Genomic DNA, 21,120 nt, shown 5'->3' with positions numbered 1-21,120 from the left:
GATGGCGGACCTGATCCGGCAGTTCGCGCGGCTCATCCGCATCTGCGTTTCGACGCCGACCGGACGGATCGGGTTAGCCATCTTCGTCGCCGTTGTGGGCCTGAAACTCGGCGCAGTCTACGCCACCGTCCGGCTTGTCCAGTGGACGGGCGAGTTCTACTCGGCCGTCCAGTCGGTCGACGGACCGGAAATCCTGCGGCAGATCGGTATCTTCGCGGCGATCGTCGGGCTCAATTCCGCCCGTCACGTCATTTCGGAGTACATGCGAAAACATCTGGAGTTTCGCTGGCGTAGGGTCCTCACCGCCCATGCGCTCGATGCGTGGACGCAGGAAAAGGCATACTGGCATCTGGCGCACAGGCAAGGCTCTGCGATCGACAATCCGGACCAGCGCATCGCCGACGATTGCCGGCTTTTCGTCGCGGGTCTGCTGGGCGAACTGCTCGACGTCATCCAGGCTGTCGTCGGCCTGTTCTCGTATGTGGCGGTGCTCTGGGCGCTTTCCGATTTCGCGCTGTCGCTGGCGCCTCTCGGGCTGGCCGTGGAAATACCGCACTACATGGTCTGGGCGGCCTTCCTCTATGCCGCGATCAGCAGCGTGGCGACCCATATGCTGGGGCGGCGGCTGAAGCCGGTGCTCGCAGAACAGCAGCACCGCGAGGCAAGTTTCCGCTTTGCCCTGGCGCGGTGGCGCGGCCATTTCGACTCGGTTGCCCTGTCCAACGGCGAGTCCGCCGAGCGCCGGCGCTTCGACGCGCGTTTCGAAGACGTCGCCCGGAACTGGAGACATCTCGTCAACCGGGAAATGATCCTGCAATCCTTCACCTATCCGTTCCAGCACAGCGTGCTGCGCATACCGCTTTTCGTGGCGATGCCGGGCTATCTGGCGGGCCATGTCGATTTCGGCGGGTTGATGCAGATCGGCATGGCCTTCTCCAATGTCGTCACCACCCTGTCCTGGTTCATCTTCTCCTACCGTGACCTGGCGGAACTCGCCGCCACGGCAACGCGCCTCGACACCTTCCTGCAGGCCGCAGGCGACCATCACGACAGGCCGCGCCCCATCCAAATGGCCGACGCGGCAGACCGGCTGGAACTCACCGAACTGGAGGTGCGCAGCCCGACCGGCGCGTTGCTGCTGAGCGTGCCGGCGCTGTCTTTCCGTCACGGGGAACATGCGTGGATTCGCGGCCGCTCAGGCCTAGGCAAGACCACGCTGCTCAAGGCCATCTCCGGCTTCTGGCCCTATGGAGACGGCCGGGTCGCGCTGCCCGCCGATTCCGTCATGGTGCTGCCGCAGCGGTCCTACCTGCCCTCGGGTTCGCTGATCGAGGCGGCGGCCTATCCAAGCCCGCCGGGCCGTTTCGGACAGGGGGCGATCGTCCGGGCGCTCGGCCTTGTCGGCATGGACGAGCTGGCCGGGGCCGAGGCCAGGCAGGTGGACGCGCTGTCCGGCGGGGAAACGCAACGCCTCGCCATGGCCCGCCTGCTGCTTCACCGGCCGCGCTTCGCCATACTGGACGAAGCAACCAGCGCCCTGGATGCCGCAGGGGAGCGCAAGCTGCTGCAGCGCCTGCGCCAGGAGCTGCCCGACACGACATTCATCATGATCGCCCACCGCGAGCCGCCCGGCTTTGCGCCGCTGCGCCACATCGACCTCGATCAGCGCGCCGCCCCGGCGATGTCCCTCTCGGCATGACCCACGAAAGAAGCTTCATGGAAACCTCCCGCCCAACCGATCGCCGTCGCCTGAACGCCGCGCCGGATGACGTCCTGCCACTGCTGACCGGGCTCGGCCGCATCATGGCGATCGGCAAGCACAAGGGCGTGACGCACGAGCGGATCGGCCGCGTCGAAGCGGTCGTCATCGCCGATGGTCGCGCCCGCCTCGAGGGAGACGCCCACGCGGGAGAGCTCGATCTTGTCGAGGTGGCATCCATCACGGCCGATTTCACGGCCGCGATGGGGGACAAGGCCATGCCGCGTCTGGAGTTCGGAGACGAGCGGGGAGAGCCGATCCTGAGCATCGTGGTTCTGGACGGCCGGCAAGAGTTCGACCAGGCTTTCGGCGGTATTCCGGCAGAGGAGGCGGGCGCCGCCGCCGCCGTTCCGCGCCCCGACAGACGCGACCTTGCCGACGACGATCCCGGCTTCCTGCTGCTGGATGCCTTGCGCCGGTCGGGCGACACGGTGGAACTGCTGCTGGAGCGCGCGGGGTTCACGCAGAGCTGGCGCGGACCGATCGAAAAGGTCAGCAGCGGGATGGGCTTCGCCAACGTCATGACCGACTCGTTCCACCTTCATCTGCGCGGCGGTTCCGTCGCGCGGTGGCGTTGGCAAGCGGATACGGCGCGTCTCGTCGCGCTGGATGCCGAAGATCTGCCGATCGGTCTCTACATTCGTGGAGCGGATGCGACACTGGCCATGCTGGCCGAACGGAAGCACGCCAGTTGAACGCAGGCGCACTTCCGCATCCGGCCGCAAGCTGGGTGGACGCCGTGTCGATACGCGTCGTGCCACATGCGGCCGCCCTTCGCGCTGCGGCGCGCAAGCCGGTCATGCTTCTGGGCGAAACGCATGACGATGCAGCCGGCCACCGCTGGCAGCTTCATGTTTCTGCCGGGCTCATGGCACTGGGCGACCCTGTCGCGATGGGGTTCGAGATGTTTCCGCGCCGGGTGCAACCGGTGCTCGACCTATGGGTGGACGGCGGGCTCTCGGCCGAAGCGTTTCTGGATCAGGTCGGCTGGAGCCGGGTCTGGGGTTTCCCGGCCGAACTCTACTGGCCGCTGTTCCACTTCTGCCGGGAGATGCGTGTGCCGATGCGCGCGTTGAACTGCGAGCGGCCGCTTGTCAGCAAGGTTGGCCGGCTTGGCTGGGATGCGATCGAAGAGACCGAGCGGGAAGGGATCACCCCGGCCCGGCCGGCCAGCGACAGTTATCGCAGATATCTCCATGCCATCACCCGCCGCGCTCCGCTGCCCGGGCGGTTCGCTTCCCCGGACGCTCCGGAGTTCGACCGTTTCGTGCGTGCGCAGCAGACGTGGGACCGCGCCTTCGCCTGCGCCATCGCCGATACGCTGAAAGAACTGCCCGGCCATCGTGTCATCGGTACCATCGGGCGAGGCCATCTGGAACATGGCTACGGAACGCCCTTCCAACTCGACGATCTCGGCGTCGAAAGTTCTGTCCTGCTGCCCACGCGGGAGGCTTCGTTCACGCCCGGAACGCCGGATGCAATCGCCGACCTCGTCTTTCGGCTGGACGACTGAATCCGCGGCCGGAAACGCCTCAGAGAAAATCTTCCCGCATCGGCGTGAAATTGTCGATGAGGCGGCCTTTCTCCAGGGCCTTCACGCCATGCGGCACACCGGAGGGCACGATGAAGCCGTCGCCGGCCTGCAGCCTTTCGGTACGCCCGTCGATGGTCACGTCGAAGACGCCCTCCGCGACGAAGCTGGACTGGACGTGAGGATGCGCGTGCACCCAGCCCTCGCCGCCCTTCTCGAAGGCGAACTCCACCATCATCAGCTCGGGCGTATGGCAGCGGATCCGGCGGCGGTTGCCGTCCGGCGTCGCCTGCCATGCTCCGCCATCGGCAAGTGATACGAATGCGTTTCGGTTCATGGCGTCACCTCGCAAGCCAGCCGCCGTCTACCGGCAGGACGGCCCCGTGAATGTAGGACGAGGCGGGCGCCAGCAGGAACACGACGGCATCGCCGATATCGCCGGGCCGGCCCCAGCGGCCGGCCGGTATCCGCTCCAGTATGGCCTTGCTGCGGGCTGGGTCGTGTCGGAGCGCCTCGGTGTTGTTCGTCTCGATATAGCCGGGGGCGACGGCGTTCACGTTGATGCCGCGCGATGCCCACTCGTTGGCGAGCAGGCGCGTCAGCCCGAGGACGCCATGCTTCGAGGCGGTGTAGGAGGCAACCCGGATACCGCCCTGGAACGAGAGGAGCGAGGCGATGTTGACGATGCGGCCCTGCGTCCCGCGTGACAGCAGCACGCGCCCGTAGGCCTGCGACAGAAGGAAGACCGATTTCAGGTTGACGTCGACCACGTCGTCCCAGTCCGCTTCCGAAAGGTCTGCCGCGTCGGCGCGACGGATGATGCCGGCATTGTTGACGAGGCCGTCCAGAGGCCCGTCCCGCACGAGGGCCTCGATGCAGGCGACGCCGGCGGACGGGACTGACAGGTCGGCCATACGGGCCGCAAAGGATACGCCTTCCGCCTCGACGAGGCGCGCGGTCTCGTCCATGGACGAGCGTCCGATGCCGACCACCGATCCGCCGGCCCGTGCGACGGCAACCGCGATGCCCTGTCCGATGCCGGTATTGGCGCCCGTGACGGCAATTCGCCGGCCGGCCAGGCTGAAGGCCCCCGGCGCGCTCAACGCATGTCTCCGAGGTTCACCTTGTCGACATCGGTATAGTCGATATTGTCGCCGGCCATCGCCCAGATGAAGGCGTAGCTGGCCGTTCCGCACCCCGAATGGATCGACCATGGCGGCGAGATGACGGCCTCTTCTTTGGCCATCACCAGATGCCGCGTCTGCGACGGCTCGCCCATGAAGTGGAAGATGCGCGCGTCTTCCGGCAGGTCGAAATACAGATAGGCCTCCATCCGCCGATCGTGGACATGCGCCGGCATGGTGTTCCAGACCGAGCCCTTCGCCAATTGCGTCATGCCGGCCACCAGCTGGCACGTCTCGATGGTCGTGGTGAACTGGAAGATCGAGCGCTCGTTGGAGGTTTCGGCGCTGCCGAGGTCGAGCCGTTTCGCCTGGTCGATGCCGATGCGCACGGTGGGGCACTTGCGATGGGCGGGGGCGGACAGAATATAGAACTTCGCCGGCCTGCCGGGATCGTCGGATGAGAACGTCACCGTTTCACCGAGGCCGACATAGAGCATGTCCCGCGTGCCCAACGGATAGGACACGCCCGACACGTCGACGGCGCCGGTGCCGCCGATATTGACGACCACCAGTTCGCGCCGCTCGAGGAAGCTTGCCGTGCCCATCGGTTTGACAGGGGGTAGCTCGAGCACCGCGCCGACCGGCACCACGCCGCCCACGACCATGCGATCGTAATGCGTGTAGACGAGGGAGACCGTCCCGGCCTTGAAAAGGCTGCCGAGATGGAAATTCTCCCGCAGGCGGTCGGTGTCCATCGCGGCGGCCGCCGCCGGGTCGATGGCGTTGCGGCTGGTGAAGTCGAGTGTCATGGCGCTTCCGAGGTTGGGTTTCAGGTGCCGCCGGGCTTGTCCGGCAGCGTGGTGAGGTAATCGGCCTGCTGACCGGCAAGGCGTTGCCGGTAGCGGTTCTGGGCGGCGCCGAGATGAGCGCGCATGGCGCGCCTGGCTGCGCCCGGATCCTTCGCCGAGATCGCCTGCAGGATCGCCAGATGCTCTCGCTGGAGGCCGGCAAGGTAATCGGCGGACAGCAGTTCCGGCGAGTAGAAGGGCGAGCTGCGATCGCAGGGGATCGTCCTGTCGCCGAGGGCGTCCAGCACCTCGACATAGAAGGGGTTGTTGGTGGCGGAGGCGATCTCGCGATGGAAGGCGAAGTCCGCCTTGCCCGTGTCCGCCCCCTGTCGCAGCGCATCCTCGAAATCGAAGAAGGCTTCGTGGATGCGCGCTTCCTGAGAGGTGTTGCGCCGCTCTGCCGCCAGGCCGGCGCTTTCGATCTCGATGCCCATGCGGACTTCCAGCACGTTGATCGCCTGGCTGATCCGGTTTCCGACGTCCGACGAGATGGGGCCGATGATCCGGCTGCGATGGGCCAGGACGAACACGCCGGCACCGTGGCGTGGCTCCAGCAGGCCGTCCGCCGCAAGCGCCGCTACCGCTTCGCGGATCACGGTGCGGCTGACGCCGAACAGTTCCGTCAGGCGGCTTTCGCTGGGCAGCCGCGCGCCCGCCTCGAACTCGCCCGCCATGATCTGGCCGCGCAATGTGCGCGCCACGGTTTCCGACAGCCGTGGCTTGCGCCCGGTGTCCGATGGTCGCGCTGCGCGCTCCGGGCCTGTTTCCGCGATCCCGCCGGCCATGCCGCATCCCTTCTACCGAAATGCCGCCGGAAGCCACAGGGAAAGTGCCGGGATATAGGTGACGAGCAAGAGCACGACGATGCCGGCCCCGTAGAAGGGCCAGATCGAGCGCATGGCTTCCCAAACCGATATCTTCCCCACCGCACAGGCGACGAACTGGACCCCGCCCACGGGCGGCGTATTGAGGCCGATGCCGTAGTTGAGGATCATGATGACCCCGAAATGCACCGGGTCGACGCCATAGGCAACGGCGATCGGCAGGAATATGGGCGTTGTGATGATGATCGTCGGGCCCATGTCCATGAAGGTGCCCAGAAGCAGCATCAGGACGTTGAGCAGAAGCAGGATGACGATGGGGTTGTCCGACAGCGACTGCATCCACGCCACCAGTTCTGCCGGAACGCGCAGGAATGCCATCAGCCACGAAAAGGCCGCGGCGCATCCGATGATCAGCAGCACCATGGCCGTGGTGCGGACGGCGCCCATGGTGGCATGGACGAAATCGGCCCAGGTGAGCTGGCGATAGACGAAGACGGTTACGAGCAGCGCATAGATGACGGCGATGCACGAGCTTTCCGTGGCGGTGAAGATGCCGAGCCGCACGCCGCCGAAGATGATGCCGATCAGGAGCAGGCCGGGCATGGCGAGGGCCAGCAGGTGTGCGGCTGCGACGAAGCCCTGGAACCTGTCGGTCGGGTAGCCTCTGTGACGGGCGACGATATACGCCGTGACCATCAGCGATGCGGCCAGCAGCAGGCCGGGGACGATGCCGGCCGTGAAGAGGTCCGCGATGGATATGCGGCCGCCGGCCGAGATGGAGTAGATGATCATGTTGTGCGAGGGCGGCAGCAGAAGGGCGATCAGCGCCGCCATCGAGGTTATGTTGACCGCGTAGTCCGCACCGTAGCCACGCGCCTTCATCTGCGGGATCATGATGCCGCCCACCGCCGCGGCTTCCGCCACGGCGGAACCGGAAATGCCTCCGAACAGCGTCGATGTCAGGATGTTCACCTGGCCGAGGCCGCCGCGCAGATGGCCGACGAGCGCGGCAGCGAAGGCGACGATCCGGCCGGCGATGCCACCGCGCACCATCAGGTCACCGGCATAGATGAAGAAGGGGATGGCCAGCATGGAAAAGACGCTCATGCCGGAATTCAACCGCTGGAACACCACCAGCGGCGGCAGGCCGAGATAGGCGACCGTGGCAAGGCTGGCCACGCCGAGGCAGAAGGCGATAGGCGTACCGATGAGCATCAGCACGACGAAGACGCCGAAGAGAATCCAGAGCTCCATGGTCAGCGCGTCCTGTCGATTGCGGCCGCGTCGCGTCGCACGTCCTCGATGTTTTCGAGTTCGACCGCGATCTCGGCCGGAGCGGTCTTGTCCAGGACTTCGTCGACAGGTGCGCCACGCAGGCGCAGCACGATGCGCTCCAGCGCGAACAGCACGACGAGGGCGCCGCCGCCGACCAGCGGGATGTAGTCCCAGCCTCCGGAAATACCGAGCGAGGGAAGCGTCGTCGCCCAGGTCAGGCCGACGAGCTTGCCGCCGTACCAGACCATGCCGGCGCCGAAGAGCAGAATGGCGATATCGGAAATCATCCGCAGCCACGCCTTGCCGGCGGGCGGCACGACGTAGAGCAGGACGTCGAAGCCGAGATGGTTGTTTTCGCGCACGCCGACGGCCGCGCCGAGCATGATGAACCAGCTCATCAGCATCACGGCGCCCGGTTCGGTCCAACTGGGAGAGTCGTTGAGGACGTAGCGGCAGAAGACCTGCCAACCGACGATGGACGTCATGGCCACCAGGCCGATGCCGGCGATATAGAGAGCAAGGGTGTTGAGCCGCGTCAGGACCGGCACTTGAGGTTGGGGCAGGCTGCGCATGATGACGTCCGTTCGGTTGTCTGGCCGTGAAAGGGCGGCCGCCGGAGCCGCCGCCCATGCGGATCGCTTCGCGTCACTGCGTCGCCTGGACGTCTTCCACCATCTTCTTCAGCACCGGGTCGGTGACATGCTTGTCGTAGACGGGCTTCATCGCGTCGATGAAGGGCTGTTTGTCGACCTCGTTGATCTCGGCGCCGGCCGCTTCCACTGCGGCGCGCGATTCTGCGTTCTTGGCGGCCCACAATTCGCGCTGGCGCGCCACGCTGTCGGCGGCGGCCTGGCGGAATATCTCCTGATCCTCCGGTGCCAGGGCATCGAAGGACGCCTTGTTCATCACGAAGACCTCCGGAAGGATGGTGTGCTCGTCCATCGAGAAATATTTGGCGACTTCGACATGCCGCGCCGTGTCGAAGCTCGGGAAGTTGTTTTCCGCGCCGTCGATCACGCCGGTTTCGATGGACGAGTAGACCTCGCCGTAGGGCATCGGCGTCGCATTCGCGCCGAGCGCCGAGGCCATGTCGACGAAGATGTCGGACTGGATGACGCGGAACTTCATGCCGGCGAGGTCGGCGACGGTGGTGATCGGCTTCCTGGAATTGTAGAACGAGCGCGCGCCCGCATCATAGAAGGCCAGGACGACCAGCCCGGCCGGCTCGAAAGCCGCCTTGATCTGGTCGCCTACGGGACCGTCCATCACCTTGTGCATGTGGTCTTCCGACCGGAATATATAGGGCAGGGCCGGCACGATGGTCTCGCGCACGGTGCCATTGAACGGCGCCATCGACACGCGGTTCAACTCGATGACGCCCGAACGGACCTGCTCGATCGTATCCTTCTCTTCGCCGAGCTGGGCGGAGTGGTAGACCTCGACGGCATAGCGCCCGCCGGTGCGCTCATTGAGCAGCTCGCCGAAATATTTGACACCCTCGACCGTCGGATAGCCGTCCGGGTGGGTATCCGACGATTTCAGGACCGTCTGTGCGCTCGCCGCGCCGATCATCAGCCAGGATGCGAGCGCAAGTCGCGCCGCGACGCCCGAATAAGACATGCCGTTTCCTCCCATCTCAAAAGAGATCATATGACTTTGATGGACGCCGCATTCTGTCCTTGGCGGAACTGGCGGCTTCTTGTTTGATTTTGGGATGTTGTTGAATGAGTTTACGCATGTCAACATACAAGTTGTAAATTCATATGCTGAGTGTGTACCGATCAAACCGGGTACAGGGAGAGGGTGCGATGTCGAGGTTGCGATTGGGGGTCGTCGGCCTCGGCATGGCATCGGCCCCTCATGCAGCCAGCCTGTCGGATCTGGCCGATCGTGTCTCGATACGCGGGGTATACTCGCCGTCGGCCGGGCGTCGGGCAGCCTTTGCAGCCCGGTACGGCTTCCCCGTGGCGCACCATCTCGACGACGTTCTTCACGCGCCGGATATCGACGCCGTTCTGCTGCTGACCCCACCATCCACCCACCTCGACCTCGTCCGCCGCGCGGCAGGGGCCGGCAAGCACATCCTTCTGGAAAAACCACTGGAGACGAGCCTGCCTCGTGCCGAGGAGCTGGTGGCCGTGGCAGAGGCCGCTTCGGTGACGCTGGCCGTCGTGCTGCAGCGCCGGCACCGCGCATCGCTGATCGAGGCCCAGCGCCTTTCGGCCAGCGGGGCGCTCGGCGAAATCGTGAGTGCGTCCGCTCGCGTCGCCAACTGGCGGCCGCAGGCCTATTACGACGAGCCGGGGCGCGGCACGCTGGCCCGCGATGGCGGCGGCGTGCTTCTGACGCAGGCCATCCATACGCTCGACCAGTTGATCGCGCTGGCCGGCATGCCTGCCCGCGTCGTCGCCTTCGCGACCACCAGCCGGTCGCACCGGATGGAGACGGAGGATCTGGTCCATGCCGCGCTGCGGTTCGACAACGGGGCCCTCGGATCGATATCCGCCACGACCGCCGCCTATCCCGGCTTCGGCGACGAGATCGAGATCCTGGCAACGAGAGGCTCCATCCGGCTGGGCGCCGACAGCGCGCGGATCGCCGTCATGGACGGTCCGACGATGGACCTTGTCGATGAAGGCGCCGATGGCGGGGCCGGAGCGGACCCGATGGCCTTCTCGCATGCAAACCACCGTGCCGTCCTGGATGATTTCCTGACGGCGGTGGAGACGGGGCGACCGCCGCGCGTCAGCGGCCGGGATGCGCTCCTGGTCCACCGTTTGATCGACATGCTGCTGGCGTCGTCGGCGCAGGGCGGCGCGCCGGTAGAAAAAGCATAGGGAGGAAAGACAAAATGGGACTTCACCCGGATCGGCTGCTGCCGATCGAGCCGGAGGCGCGCGCCATCGCACGGCGCCTGTTCGCCGCGGTCGAGCATCGGCCCATCGTATCGCCGCACGGCCATACCGAGCCCGCATGGTTTGCCGAGAATGCTCCCTTTCCCGATCCGGCGGCCCTGTTCGTGATCCCCGATCATTATATCTTCCGCATGCTGTATTCCCAGGGCATCGCCCTGGAAGCCCTCGGCGTTCCACGCGTCGACGGAGGGCCGGTCGAGACCGATCCGCGCGCCATCTGGCGGCTGTTCGCGGCGCATTATCATCTGTTCCGCGGCACGCCCTCGCGGCTGTGGTTCGAGCATTCCCTGGAAACCGTCTTCGGCATTACGGAACGCCTGTCGACCGCCAATGCCGATCGGCTGTTCGACAGGGTTTCCGACGCACTTGCCACGGACGCCATGCGGCCGCGCGCCTTGTTCGAGCGGTTCGGGATCGAGGTGATCGCGACGACGGATCCGGCGGACGATCCGTTGCGCCACCATGATGCGATCCGGCAGTCAGGGTGGAGCGGGCGCGTCGTCCCGACCTATCGGCCGGACGCGGTTGTGGACCCGGACCGGCCGGGCTTCGGCCCGGCGCTGCACCGCTTCATGGAGGCATCGGGCGCCGCAGGAACCTTTGCCGGCTACCTGGATGCGCATCGGGTGCGGCGCGCCTATTTCATGCAGCACGGGGCAACGGCCACCGATCATGGACATCCGACCGCCGACACGGCAGACCTTGCGCGCGGGGAGGCGGAAGCCCTGTTCGCACGGATACTGTCCGGCACTGCCGACGCCGCGGAACGCGCTCTGTTCCGGGCCCAGATGCTGACGGAGATGGCGCGCATGAGCCTCGATGACGGGCTGGTGATGCAGATCCATCCCGGCTCGCTGCGCAATCACAACCAGCCCGTCTTCGACGCCTTCGGGTTCGACAAGGGCGCCGATATTCCCACCCGCACCGACTATGTTCATGCCTTGCGGCCGCTTCTTTCGGCGCTCGGCAACGAGCCCGCGCTGACGATCATCCTGTTTACGCTGGACGAAACGGCCTATGCGCGCGAATTGGCGCCGCTTGCGGGGCATTATCCTGCCCTGCGGCTCGGCCCGGCATGGTGGTTCCACGACAGTCCGGAGGGGATGCGCCGGTTTCGCGAGATGACCACAGAGACGGCGGGCTTCTACAATACGGTCGGCTTCAACGACGATACGCGCGCCTTCCTGTCCATTCCCGCGCGGCACGATATGGCGCGGCGAGTGGACTGCGCCTTCCTGGCGCGCCTGGTTGCGGACGGGCGACTGGACGAAGACGAGGCGGCGGCCGTGGCGGTCGATCTGTCGGGGCCGCTTGCCAGGGCGGCCTACCGCTTATAGGCCGCCGACCCCCTGAAACGCCGCAAACCGAGCGCCCGTGCGGGCGCCGGCTCAGTTGCCCATGACGGTGTTCGGCAGCCAGGTCGCGAAGGGTGCGTAGTAGGACACCATCAGCAGCACGATGATGTTGGACACCAGGAACGGAAGCACCGCCTTGATGACCGGCAGCAGCGGTATGCGGGCGATATTGCAGGCCACGAACAGGCATACGCCCACCGGCGGCGTCGTCAGGCCTATCATGAGGTTGAGCACCGCGAAGGTGGCGAAATGCACGGGGTCTATGCCGACGCTCGTCGCCAGCGTGAGCAACGGGACGAACAGGATGATCAGCGCCGCGATCGTTTCCATGAACATGCCGACGATCAACAGCAGAATGTTGATCAGGAGGATGACGAGGATCGGGTTGTCCGTGATCGACAGGACGCTTTGCGCCAGCGCCTGCGGAATGCGCTCGGATGCGAGGATCGAGCCGAAGACGTTGGCGAAGCCGACGAGCGCGAGGATGCCCGCCGACGAGACCGCGCTGTCGATGATGATGCGCGGCACCTTCGACAGGGGCAGTTCGCGGTAGACGAGCGTGCCGACGAGGAAGGCATAGATGCAGGCGACCACGGCCGTTTCCGTGGGCGTCGCCATGCCTGTGATGAGGCCGCCGATGATCAGCGCGATCATGGCGAGCGCCCAGGACGCCGACAGGGCGGCGGACGCAAGCTCGTTCCATCCGCGCCACGGCATGCGCGGATAGTTGCGGCGCACCGAGATGACATAGCAGGTGATGCCCATGCCGAGGCCCATCAGGATGCCCGGCACGGCGCCTGCCAGGAAGAGCTGGCCCACCGAGATTCCGGACAAGGCGCCGACGATGATCATCGGGACGCTGGGCGGCAGCATCGGGCCCACGGTCGAGGAGGCCGCGGTGATGGCGGCGGAGAAGTCTGCCGGGTAGCCCGACTTCTTCATTCCGGGAATCATGACCGAACCGGTCGCCGCGACATCGGCGACGGCCGTACCGGACACGCCGCCGAACATCATGGAATCCGCCACGTTGGCCATGGCGAGGCCGCCGCGCATCCACCCCACGAGTGCGTTGGCGAGGCGGATGATGCGCTCCGTCACGCCGCCGTAGTTCATCAGATTGCCCGCCAGGATGAAGCCGGGAATGCAGAGCAGCACGAAGACGTCCATGCCCGCATACATGCGTTGCGGCAGGATGACGATGGGCAGGCCGGCAACCAGCATGTAGGCCAGCGACGACAGGGCCAGGCAGATTGCGACGGGCACGCCGAGGGCGAGCGTCACCACGAAGGTGGCGAGAAGCAGCGCAAGTTCCATGAATCAGGCTTCCTCGGGGCGTTGCGGGCGCCCGTCATCCGTGCCGGCGAGCATGCCGGCCACGCGCAGGGCGGAAAACAGGAACAGGAGGACGGCCAGCAGGAAGACGCTGGCGTGGACGAGATCCATGGTCACGCGGAGGGCCGGAGAGCGCTGAAACGCGCCGATCTGAACGAAGCGCCAGGCCGGCCAGATCATTACCCCGGCCAGCAGCGCCGTAGAGGCCAGCGCCACGAGGCGCATCCACCAGGAAACGCGTTCCGGAACGGCTTCCTGCAGAAGGTCGACCGCCACGAATTCGCCCGTCATAAGCGACAGGCCGATGCCGAAGGCGACCATGTAGAGCAGGAGGATGCGCGACAGCTCTTCCGTCCAGACCGGCGAAGGCAGGCCAAAGGTTCGCGTGGCGATCTGCAGCGTCACCACCGCGATCAGCGCGAAGAATGCGAGGCCGACGACACTGCGGCTGGCGGTGACCAGCACGCGCGAAAACAGGCTCAGGACATGCATGACGATCCCCCATGCGTTCCGCGCGACGGCCGGCGATTTCGGCCGGCCGTCACGCGCTTCAGATCAGCGGGCGAACAGCTCTTCGACCGTCGGGCGGATCTCCGCATCGACCGAGTCGATGACGGGCTGGCGCGCCTTTTCCGCAAAGGCCGCCTGGTCCACTTCCACGAAGGTCATGCCCTTGGCCTCCAGATCGGCGCGGATGGCGTCCTCGTCGGCCAGGAACTGCTGGCGCTCGAACTCCTGCGCGATCCGGGCAGCCTCGGTCAGGTGGGCCTGGTCGGCCTCGTCGAGCTGGGTCCAGACCTGCTCGGCAATGGCAAGATAGATCCACGAGCGAACATGCTCGGTCATGTTCACATGGCTCTGCACCTCGTTGAACGAGGCGCTCTGGATCAGGGCGAGCGGGTTTTCCTGTCCGGCGATCGTGCCGTTCTGGAGCGAGGTGAAGACCTCCGAGAAAGCCATCGGCGTCGGCAGCGCGCCGAGCGCCGTCCACGTATCGACGAATAGCGGCACGTTCGGCACGCGCATGCGCATGCGCTGCAACTCATCCGGCGTGGTGATGGCGCGGTTGGCCGTCAGGTTGCGCGGGCCGCGCGCGAAATAGGCGAGGGGGCGTACCTGCGCGCGCTCGACGATCTGCGCCTCGATCTGGTCGCCGATCTCGCCGGAAGCGACCGCATCCATCTCTTCGAGCGTCTGGTAGGCATAGGGGAGCGCCAGCAGGGCGGCCATCGGCGCCCAGTTCTGCAGGCTTTCGCCGGTGATGGTCATCTCCACCGTGCCAAGCTGCATGCCGTTTATCAGGTCGATCTCGCGGCCGAGCGAATCGTTCGGATACACTTCGACCGCGATGCGACCTTCGGTCCGCGCCGCGACCTCCTCGCCGAAGCGGAGCGCTGCCTTGTGCCAGGAGTTCTGTTCGTTGGCCAGATGGCCGAGCTTGAGCGTCACTTCCTGCGCCAGTGCGCCGGTGCCCGTCGCCAGCGCCACCAGAAGCGCCGCGGCGCCCGTTCTGAATTGCATCGTCATCAAATCCTCCCTGAAGGTTCCTGAATGGTTCGACCGCCTTTCCCGAACAGGTCGGGATGGGCGGCGGCAATGTCCGGCAGCGTGCGGAGGATTTCGCGCAGGTGCGCGCGCATGGCCTCTTCCGCGGCGTCGGCGTCGGCGGACTCGATGGCCCGCGCAATCGTTTCATGCTGGGCGATCAGCCGGCGCACATGCATCTCCTCGACGCTGAGATAGCGGATGCGGTCCATCTGCGCCTTGACGTCCTCGACGACCCGCCAGGCGAAGGACACACCGGCGATTTCGGCCAGGGTGCGATGGAACAGTTCGTCCAGCTTCATGAAGGCGGCGACGTCGTCTTCCGCCACACGCTTCTGCGCTTCGACCTGGTCGAGCAGGCGGCGGGCCGCCGCGGCATCGGCGCATCCGGCCGCCGCCCGCACCACGTCGGCCTCGATGGCCTCGCGGACGAAACGCGCCTCCATCACCGATTCCGACGAAATGGGGCTGACCATCGTGCCGCGCTGCGGGCGTACACGCACCAGACCGGCCTCTCCCAGCTTGATGAACGCCTCGCGCACCGGTTGGCGCGATACGGAGTAGGCCTTCGCGATCTCGGTTTCGGAGATGATTTCGCCGGGGCGCAACTCGGCACGCACGATACGCCCCCGCAGACTCTCGTAGAGCTGCGGCGCAATCGCGCTGTCGGCATCGAGCCCGACCGCAGGTCGCTCGGATCCAGCTCCCAAAAGACGTCTCCTCATCCTCGACGCCATATTCGCCATACTTCCATACTAGTCAACCTTCAGTTATGGATTCGTCATCCGATGCGTATCTGTGGTCGGTCAATTCAAGGGGAGGGTGCCTGATGAGGCAGACTTGGCGGTGGTTCGGCCCGCACGACGTGACGTCGGTCGACGACATGCGGCAGGCCGGGGTCGAAGGGGTCGTCAGCGCCCTGCACCACGTCGCGACCGGTGCGGTCTGGACAGGTGAGGAAATCGGCAGGCGGCAGGGCGAGATCGCCCGGATGAAGGACGGCAGCGCTTCCGGCCTCTCCTGGGAGGTCGTGGAGAGCCTGCCGGTGTCGGAGGCCATCAAGAAGCAGAAGGGCGATTGGCGCGCCCATGTCGCGAATTACAAGGTCAGCCTCGAAAACCTTGCGGCCGCCGGGCTGCAGACGATCTGCTACAACTTCATGCCTGTGCTGGACTGGACCCGCACGGATCTCGCCTTCCGCGTGCCGCATGGCGGCACCACCATGCGCTTCGACCATATCGATTTCGCTGCGTTCGATATCCACATCCTGCAGCGGGCCGGCGCGGCCGAAAGCTTCGGGCCGGAAGTCGCCGAGGCGGCGGGCGCGCGCTTCGCCGACATGAGCGACGAGCGCAAGTGGCAACTGGCGGCCAACGTGACGGCCGGTCTTCCCGGTTCGACCGAAAGCATGACGACGCAGGAGGTCGGCCGACACCTCGCCGAATACGATTCCATCGACGCGAATGCCTTGCGGGCGAATTTCATCGCCTTCCTGGAAGAGGTGACGCCTGTGGCCGAAAGACTGGGCATGCGGCTATGCTGCCACCCGGACGATCCGCCCTTCCCGCTGCTGGGCCTGCCGCGCATCATGTCCACGGCCCAGGATTACGCGGCCATCCTCGACGCGGTCGACAGCGCCGCAAACGGCATGACGCTCTGCTCCGGCTCGCTCGGGGCGCGGCCGGACAACGATCTGCCGTCGATCATGCGGCAGTTCGGCCCCCGCGTGCATTTCCTGCATCTGCGCAATGTGACGCTGGAAACGCCGGGCATGCCCGCGTCCTTCCACGAGGCCGAGCATCTGCGCGGCGGAACCGACATGGTGGCCCTGATAGCGGCGATCGTGGCGGAAGAAGCGCGCCGCAAGGCCGAGGGACGGGCGGACCACCAGATACCCATGCGGCCGGATCATGGACAGGACATCGTCGACGATCTCGGCCGCAAGGGGCAGCCCGGCTACCCGATCATCGGGCGGCTGAAGGGCCTGGCGGAGCTGCGTGGCGTCATGACGGCACTGACCCACCCGTCAGTGGCGACTGCGCCGGCTTAGCCTGGCGGCGCGTCGGCGCAAGCCGACGCACCAAGACGTAGAAGACCGGCGTCAGGAACAGGCCGATCAGCGTTACGCCGATCATGCCGGCGAAGACGGCGATGCCCATGGCCGAGCGCATCTCCGCGCCGGCGCCCGTCGACAGGACGAGCGGCAGAACGCCCATGACGAAGGCCAGCGACGTCATCAGGATCGGCCGCAGCCGAAGCCGCGGGGCCTCGATGGCCGCATCTCTGGCGCTGCGGCCCTCCGCCTCCAGTTCGCGGGCGAACTCCACGATCAGGATGGCGTTCTTGGCCGATAGTCCGACAAGCACGATCAGGCCGATCTGCGTGAAGATGTTGTTGTCGCCGCCGGTCAGCCAGATGCCGGTGAGCGCCGAGAAAAGGCCGGCCGGCACGATCAGCAGGATCGCTATCGGCAAGGTCAGGCTTTCGTATTGGGCGGCCAGAACCAGGAAGACGAGGAGCAGCGCAAGCGGGAAGATGATCACGCCCGAATTGCCTGCGATGATCTCCTGGTAGGTCAGCTCCGTCCATTCGAAGGAAAAGCCCGGCGGCAGCGTTTCCGCCGCCACACGCTCCACCGCAGCCTGCGCCTGCCCCGTCGAGTAGCCGGGCGCGGCGTTGCCGTTGACGTCGGCCGACAGGAAGCCGTTGTAGCGCAGGGCGCGCTCCGGCCCGGAGACGAGATCGACATCCATCAGGGCCGACAAGGGGATCATTTCGCCGGCGTTGGACCGCACCTTCAGCGAGCCGATGTCCTCGGCCCGCGCGCGATAGGGCGCATCGGCCTGGACGCGGACCGAATAGGTGCGGCCGAACTGGTTGAAGTCGTTGACGTAGAGCGAGCCCAGATAGATCTGCAGCGTGTTGAATATCTCCGTGATGGGGACATCGAGCTGGCGGGCGCGGGCCCTGTCGACGTCGGCGAAAAGCTGCGGCACGTCGATGCCGTATCCGGTGAAGAGGCCTACGAGTTCGGGCGCCTGCCGGGCGCGTTCCAGAAACGCCTCCACCGTATCGTCGAGAGCCTGGAACCCGTTGCCGGCCCGATCCTCGATCTGCAGCTTGAAGCCGCCGATCGTTCCCAGCCCCTGCACCGGCGGCGGCGGGAAGATGGCGGTGAAGGCTTCCTCTATCCCGGCGAAGCGCCCGTTGAGGCTCTGCGCGATGGCGCCTGCCGAAAGCGCGGCGGTCTTGCGATCCTCGAACGGGTCGAGCGCCAGGAACACGACGCCGGCGTTGGACGAGTTGGTGAAGCCGTTGATCGACAGGCCGGGGAAGGCGATCGTGCTTTCGACGCCCGGCGTCTCCAGCGCGATCTCGCCCATGGTTCGGACCACCGCCTCCGTGCGGTCGAGCGAGGCGCCGTCCGGCAGTTGCGCGAATCCGACGAGATACTGCTTGTCCTGCGCCGGCACGAAGCCGCCGGGCACGGAGTTGAAGAGCACCGCCGTCATGGCCACCAGCAGGACATAAAGCCCGAGGGTGATGCCCTTGCGGGAAATGACCCGGGCCAACCCGTTGCCGTAGCGCCTGGAGCTGGCCCCGAAGAAGCGGTTGAAACCGCGGAAGAACCAGCCGAGCGTCCTGTCCAGGAACCGCGTGAGGCGGTCCTTCGGGGCGTCGTGCCCGCGCAGCAGCAGCGCCGCCAGCGCCGGCGACAAGGTCAGCGAGTTGAAGGCTGAGATGACGGTGGAGATGGCGAGGGTCAGCGCGAACTGACGGTAGAACTGCCCGGTCAGGCCCGAGATGAAGGCCAGCGGCACGAAGACGGCCACCAGCACCAGCGCGATGGCGATGATCGGGCCCGATACCTCGCTCATGGCCTTGTAGGTGGCCTCGCGCGGGGCAAGGCCGTTCTCGATGTTGCGCTCGACATTCTCGACGACCACGATGGCGTCGTCGACGACGATGCCGATGGCGAGAACGAGGCCGAACAGGCTGAGCGCGTTGATCGAGAATCCCAGGAAATACATGACCGCGAAGGTGCCGACGATCGACACCGGCACGGCCAGGAGCGGTATGATCGAGGCGCGCCAGGTCTGCAGGAATACGATGACCACCAGCACGACCAGCAGGACCGCCTCCAGCAGCGTGTCCACGACGGCCTCGATGGAGGCGCGGACGAACTGCGTCGTATCGTAGACGATCTCGTAGTCGATGCCCTCCGGCATGGTCTGCTTGATCTCGGCCATGATGGAGCGGACCTCGTCCGCGATGGCGATGGCGTTGGAGCCGGGGGCCTGGAAGACCGGTATGGCGACGGCCGGCTCGTTGGACAGGAGCGAGCGCAGCGCATAGTCGCTGGCGCCAAGCTCCACGCGGCCTATGTCGCGGATGCGGGTGAGGGCGCCGGTTTCCGGGTCCGTCCGTACGATGATGTCGGAGAATTCCTCGACATCCTTCAGGCGGCCCTGCGCGTTGACCGAAAGCTGGAAGTCGACTCCCGGCACGCTGGGCGACGCGCCGATGACGCCTGCGGCCGCCTGGATGTTCTGCTCGCGTACGGCCTGCACCACGTCGCTTGCCGACAGGCCGCGCGCGGCCGTCTTTTCCGGGTCGAGCCAGATGCGCATGGAATAGTCGCCCGAGCCGAAAAGCTGCACCTGCCCCATGCCCTCCACGCGCGCCAGCCGGTCGCGCACGTTGATGAGGGCGTAGTTGCGAAGATAGGTCAGGTCGTAGCGCCCGTTGGGCGAGGTCAGATGCACGACGAGCATCAGGTCGGGAGAGGATTTGACCACGGTTACGCCGAGACGGCGCACCTCTTCGGGCAGGCGCGGTTCGGCCTGGGCGACGCGGTTCTGCACGAGCTGCTGGGCCTGGTCCGGGTCGGTGCCGATGCGGAAGGTGACGGTCAGCTGCATGACGCCGTCCGTCGTCGTCTGGCTGGACATGTAGAGCATGTCTTCCACGCCGTTGACCTGCTCTTCCAGCGGGGTTGCCACCGTCTCGGCGATCACGGCCGGGTTCGCGCCGGGATAGGTGGCCCGCACCACGATGGATGGCGGTACGACATCCGGATATTCGCTGATCGGCAGCGCGAAGATGGACAGAAGGCCACCAAGGAAGATCATGAAGGACAGGACGCCGGCGAAGACCGGCCTGTCGATGAAGAATCGCGAGATGTTCATGGCTGTTCTCGTTCGGTTGCCGGTCCGGCCTCGGCCGTGCGCGTCGACAGGGGGAGGCCCGTTTCCATCGACACCATCTGCGGCGCGACGCGTGCGCCGGGACGCAGGCGTTGCAGGCCGTTGACGACGATGCGCTCGTCTTCCGCAAGGCCGCTTTCCACAACGCGCATGTCGCCGGAGGCGCGACCCAGCTTGACGTTGCGATATTCCACCGTGTCGTCCTGGCCGACGACCACCACGTAGCGCCGGTCCTGGTCGGTGCCGACCGCGCGCTCGGCGACCAGTATGGCCGGCGCCGCATTCGCCTCGCCGAGGCGGATCCGCGCGAACTGGCCCGGCAGCAACGCGCCGTCCGCATTGGAGAACGCCACGCGGATGCCCACGGTGCCGTTTTCCGGATCGACGCTCGGATCGATCAACTGAATATGCCCCTCCACCGAGCTGCCGTCGGCAAGGTCCATTTCCACGGGGACGCGATCCAATGCGTCGGGCGCGGCGAGAAGGCCGTCGACCGTGCCCTCGTCGGCGTCGAAGCTTGCGTAGATCGGATCCACGGAAACCATGCGCGCCAGGACGGGCGAGCCGGCGCCGGCCGAAACGAGGTTGCCGGCCGTCACCTCCAGCCGCCCGATGCGCCCGGAAACCGGGGCGCGAATGTCCGTATAGGCAAGGTCCAGCCGCGCGCTGCGCAGCATCGCTTCCGCGGCCGCGAGCTGCGCCTCGGCCTCCAGGCTGGCCTGGATGCGCCGCTCGTATTCGGACACGGCTATCGTGCGGTTGCCCTGAAGCTGCGTGCCGCGCTGCAATTCGCCGCGGGCGTAGGCAAGGCGCGCCTTGGCCGCCTCAAGCTCCGATTGCGCGCGCGAGACGGCGGCCTGGTAGGGCGCCGGATCGATCGTAAGAAGCGGCGCGCCTTCTTCGATCAGGCTGCCCTCGCGGAAATGGGCAGCCTCGATGGCGCCGGCCACGCGTGAACGGATCTCCACGCGCTCGACGGCTTCGAGCCTTCCCGAAAAGCGCGTCCAGAGTTCGACGGGCCGGCGCTCGACGCGCGCGACGGAGGCCGGCTGCGCACCCTGGAGCGTATCGGCCCCGGCGTTGCGCCCGATGAATCCGATGCCGATGAGGACGATGAAGAAGGCCAGCGTGGCGAGCGTGGCGAAAATGCCGACGACCCAGTTCACGATTCTGCGGATGCTGGACATGGCGTTTTCCTGATAATGGAGGGAAGACGAGCGTCGGCCGGCTGACGGCATGCGACAGCGGTCATGCCCGGAAGACGAGGCCGGGCACCGAAGAAAATTGTTGATTACCGATCGGTAAGAAATGAATTAGGGGCTTGGAACCGAAGTGTCAACGGATTAATTTACCGATGGGTATAAAATTTTGACGACGTCGGATCGACGAGCAGGAAAGGAATAAT

General features: G+C 66.1%; 19 protein-coding genes. 6 read left to right on the top strand and 13 right to left on the bottom strand.

From position 1 onward, the window contains the following. The first annotated feature begins 1 nt into the window (after position 1). Genes NDN16_RS01755 through NDN16_RS01745 form a run of 3 tightly spaced genes read left to right on the top strand, consistent with a single transcriptional unit; the run spans position 2 to position 3,272 of the window. The gene (locus tag NDN16_RS01755; RefSeq protein ID WP_251111891.1) at positions 2–1,699 is read left to right on the top strand and encodes an ABC transporter ATP-binding protein/permease; all 1,698 of its coding nucleotides are present in this window, start codon (positions 2–4) and stop codon (positions 1,697–1,699) included. Beyond that, positions 1,696–2,454, top strand: coding sequence for a ChuX/HutX family heme-like substrate-binding protein (locus NDN16_RS01750; RefSeq protein WP_251111890.1), 759 nt, complete (start codon positions 1,696–1,698; stop codon positions 2,452–2,454). The genes NDN16_RS01755 and NDN16_RS01750 overlap by 4 nt, the downstream gene beginning before the upstream one ends. Continuing rightward, a complete protein-coding gene (locus NDN16_RS01745; RefSeq protein ID WP_251111889.1) occupies positions 2,451–3,272 on the top strand; it encodes a ChaN family lipoprotein in 822 nt (273 codons plus the stop codon). The genes NDN16_RS01750 and NDN16_RS01745 overlap by 4 nt, the downstream gene beginning before the upstream one ends. Before the next feature lie 19 nt (positions 3,273–3,291). Here NDN16_RS01745 and NDN16_RS01740 read toward each other — a convergent pair whose 3' ends face one another. The 7 genes from NDN16_RS01740 to NDN16_RS01710 all read right to left on the bottom strand — a co-directional run bounded on the left by NDN16_RS01740 (position 3,292) and on the right by NDN16_RS01710 (position 8,981). Further along, the gene (locus NDN16_RS01740) at positions 3,292–3,627 is read right to left on the bottom strand and encodes a cupin domain-containing protein (protein WP_251111888.1); all 336 of its coding nucleotides are present in this window, start codon (positions 3,625–3,627) and stop codon (positions 3,292–3,294) included. A 4-nt stretch (positions 3,628–3,631) separates the two neighbouring features. Then, entirely contained in the window at positions 3,632–4,393 is a 762-nt protein-coding gene (gene kduD / locus NDN16_RS01735; RefSeq protein WP_251111887.1) for a 2-dehydro-3-deoxy-D-gluconate 5-dehydrogenase KduD, read from the bottom strand. Continuing rightward, positions 4,390–5,223 (bottom strand): 5-dehydro-4-deoxy-D-glucuronate isomerase, encoded by an 834-nt coding sequence (gene kduI, locus NDN16_RS01730; RefSeq protein WP_251111886.1) that lies wholly within the window; start codon positions 5,221–5,223, stop codon positions 4,390–4,392. Before kduI ends, kduD begins: the two co-directional genes overlap by 4 nt. A 20-nt stretch (positions 5,224–5,243) precedes the next feature. Beyond that, positions 5,244–6,047: a FadR/GntR family transcriptional regulator gene (locus tag NDN16_RS01725; RefSeq protein ID WP_251111885.1), complete on the bottom strand. Its 804-nt coding sequence runs from the start codon at positions 6,045–6,047 to the stop codon at positions 5,244–5,246. A gap of 12 nt (positions 6,048–6,059) precedes the next feature. Further along, positions 6,060–7,340 carry a TRAP transporter large permease gene (locus tag NDN16_RS01720; RefSeq protein ID WP_251111884.1) on the bottom strand — a complete coding sequence of 427 codons (1,281 nt, stop codon included), beginning with the start codon at positions 7,338–7,340 and terminating at the stop codon, positions 6,060–6,062. A 2-nt stretch (positions 7,341–7,342) separates the two neighbouring features. Beyond that, on the bottom strand, positions 7,343–7,933 hold the full coding sequence (locus tag NDN16_RS01715) for a TRAP transporter small permease (protein WP_251111883.1): 591 nt from the start codon (positions 7,931–7,933) through the stop codon (positions 7,343–7,345). Between the two features lie 73 nt (positions 7,934–8,006). After that, on the bottom strand, positions 8,007–8,981 hold the full coding sequence (locus NDN16_RS01710) for a TRAP transporter substrate-binding protein (RefSeq protein ID WP_251111882.1): 975 nt from the start codon (positions 8,979–8,981) through the stop codon (positions 8,007–8,009). 188 nt (positions 8,982–9,169) lie between these two features. Between NDN16_RS01710 and NDN16_RS01705 the strand changes: the two genes are divergently transcribed. Together NDN16_RS01705 and uxaC are read left to right on the top strand one after the other, a co-directional pair. Continuing rightward, positions 9,170–10,198, top strand: coding sequence for a Gfo/Idh/MocA family protein (locus NDN16_RS01705; protein WP_251111881.1), 1,029 nt, complete (start codon positions 9,170–9,172; stop codon positions 10,196–10,198). A 14-nt stretch (positions 10,199–10,212) separates the two neighbouring features. After that, positions 10,213–11,613, top strand: coding sequence for a glucuronate isomerase (gene uxaC / locus NDN16_RS01700; RefSeq protein ID WP_251111880.1), 1,401 nt, complete (start codon positions 10,213–10,215; stop codon positions 11,611–11,613). Positions 11,614–11,664: 51 nt separating this feature from the next. Here the strand turns inward: uxaC and NDN16_RS01695 are convergent, their stop codons facing one another. The 4 genes from NDN16_RS01695 to NDN16_RS01680 form a co-directional block, all read right to left on the bottom strand. Then, positions 11,665–12,945 (bottom strand): TRAP transporter large permease, encoded by a 1,281-nt coding sequence (locus tag NDN16_RS01695; protein ID WP_251111879.1) that lies wholly within the window; start codon positions 12,943–12,945, stop codon positions 11,665–11,667. 3 nt (positions 12,946–12,948) lie between these two features. Beyond that, entirely contained in the window at positions 12,949–13,455 is a 507-nt protein-coding gene (locus tag NDN16_RS01690) for a TRAP transporter small permease (RefSeq protein WP_251111878.1), read from the bottom strand. A 63-nt stretch (positions 13,456–13,518) separates the two neighbouring features. Beyond that, a complete protein-coding gene (locus tag NDN16_RS01685) occupies positions 13,519–14,490 on the bottom strand; it encodes a TRAP transporter substrate-binding protein (RefSeq protein WP_251111877.1) in 972 nt (323 codons plus the stop codon). Then, on the bottom strand, positions 14,490–15,218 hold the full coding sequence (locus NDN16_RS01680) for a GntR family transcriptional regulator (protein ID WP_251111876.1): 729 nt from the start codon (positions 15,216–15,218) through the stop codon (positions 14,490–14,492). Before NDN16_RS01680 ends, NDN16_RS01685 begins: the two co-directional genes overlap by 1 nt. Before the next feature lie 119 nt (positions 15,219–15,337). Here NDN16_RS01680 and uxuA point away from each other — a divergent pair, with 119 nt between their 5' ends. Further along, positions 15,338–16,558 carry a mannonate dehydratase gene (uxuA, locus tag NDN16_RS01675; RefSeq protein ID WP_251111875.1) on the top strand — a complete coding sequence of 407 codons (1,221 nt, stop codon included), beginning with the start codon at positions 15,338–15,340 and terminating at the stop codon, positions 16,556–16,558. Here the strand turns inward: uxuA and NDN16_RS01670 are convergent. Beyond that, a complete protein-coding gene (locus NDN16_RS01670; protein WP_251111874.1) occupies positions 16,512–19,697 on the bottom strand; it encodes an efflux RND transporter permease subunit in 3,186 nt (1,061 codons plus the stop codon). The genes uxuA and NDN16_RS01670 overlap by 47 nt on opposite strands. Then, positions 19,694–20,902, bottom strand: coding sequence for an efflux RND transporter periplasmic adaptor subunit (locus NDN16_RS01665; protein ID WP_251111873.1), 1,209 nt, complete (start codon positions 20,900–20,902; stop codon positions 19,694–19,696). Before NDN16_RS01665 ends, NDN16_RS01670 begins: the two co-directional genes overlap by 4 nt. Positions 20,903–21,120 lie beyond the last annotated feature (218 nt).

The sequence above is a fragment of the Aureimonas altamirensis genome (assembly GCF_023702225.1).
GTDB lineage: Bacteria > Pseudomonadota > Alphaproteobacteria > Rhizobiales > Rhizobiaceae > Aureimonas > Aureimonas altamirensis_B.
Note: the sequence above shows the minus strand (reverse complement) of the source record. Positions and strands in the feature narration are given on the sequence as shown.

What these genes read in the sequence shown, in the direction of transcription:
- NDN16_RS01755 (WP_251111891.1), top strand. Translation starts at nt 2, where the DNA reads ATGGCGGACCTGATCCGGCAGTTCGCGCGGCTCATCCGCATCTGCGTT.
- NDN16_RS01750 (WP_251111890.1), top strand. Translation starts at nt 1,696, where the DNA reads ATGACCCACGAAAGAAGCTTCATGGAAACCTCCCGCCCAACCGATCGC.
- NDN16_RS01740 (WP_251111888.1), bottom strand. Translation starts at nt 3,627, where the DNA reads ATGAACCGAAACGCATTCGTATCACTTGCCGATGGCGGAGCATGGCAG.
- kduI (WP_251111886.1), bottom strand. Translation starts at nt 5,223, where the DNA reads ATGACACTCGACTTCACCAGCCGCAACGCCATCGACCCGGCGGCGGCC.
- NDN16_RS01725 (WP_251111885.1), bottom strand. Translation starts at nt 6,047, where the DNA reads ATGGCCGGCGGGATCGCGGAAACAGGCCCGGAGCGCGCAGCGCGACCA.
- NDN16_RS01720 (WP_251111884.1), bottom strand. Translation starts at nt 7,340, where the DNA reads ATGGAGCTCTGGATTCTCTTCGGCGTCTTCGTCGTGCTGATGCTCATC.
- NDN16_RS01715 (WP_251111883.1), bottom strand. Translation starts at nt 7,933, where the DNA reads ATGCGCAGCCTGCCCCAACCTCAAGTGCCGGTCCTGACGCGGCTCAAC.
- NDN16_RS01710 (WP_251111882.1), bottom strand. Translation starts at nt 8,981, where the DNA reads ATGTCTTATTCGGGCGTCGCGGCGCGACTTGCGCTCGCATCCTGGCTG.
- NDN16_RS01705 (WP_251111881.1), top strand. Translation starts at nt 9,170, where the DNA reads ATGTCGAGGTTGCGATTGGGGGTCGTCGGCCTCGGCATGGCATCGGCC.
- uxaC (WP_251111880.1), top strand. Translation starts at nt 10,213, where the DNA reads ATGGGACTTCACCCGGATCGGCTGCTGCCGATCGAGCCGGAGGCGCGC.
- NDN16_RS01695 (WP_251111879.1), bottom strand. Translation starts at nt 12,945, where the DNA reads ATGGAACTTGCGCTGCTTCTCGCCACCTTCGTGGTGACGCTCGCCCTC.
- NDN16_RS01690 (WP_251111878.1), bottom strand. Translation starts at nt 13,455, where the DNA reads ATGCATGTCCTGAGCCTGTTTTCGCGCGTGCTGGTCACCGCCAGCCGC.
- NDN16_RS01685 (WP_251111877.1), bottom strand. Translation starts at nt 14,490, where the DNA reads ATGACGATGCAATTCAGAACGGGCGCCGCGGCGCTTCTGGTGGCGCTG.
- uxuA (WP_251111875.1), top strand. Translation starts at nt 15,338, where the DNA reads ATGAGGCAGACTTGGCGGTGGTTCGGCCCGCACGACGTGACGTCGGTC.
- NDN16_RS01670 (WP_251111874.1), bottom strand. Translation starts at nt 19,697, where the DNA reads ATGAACATCTCGCGATTCTTCATCGACAGGCCGGTCTTCGCCGGCGTC.
- NDN16_RS01665 (WP_251111873.1), bottom strand. Translation starts at nt 20,902, where the DNA reads ATGTCCAGCATCCGCAGAATCGTGAACTGGGTCGTCGGCATTTTCGCC.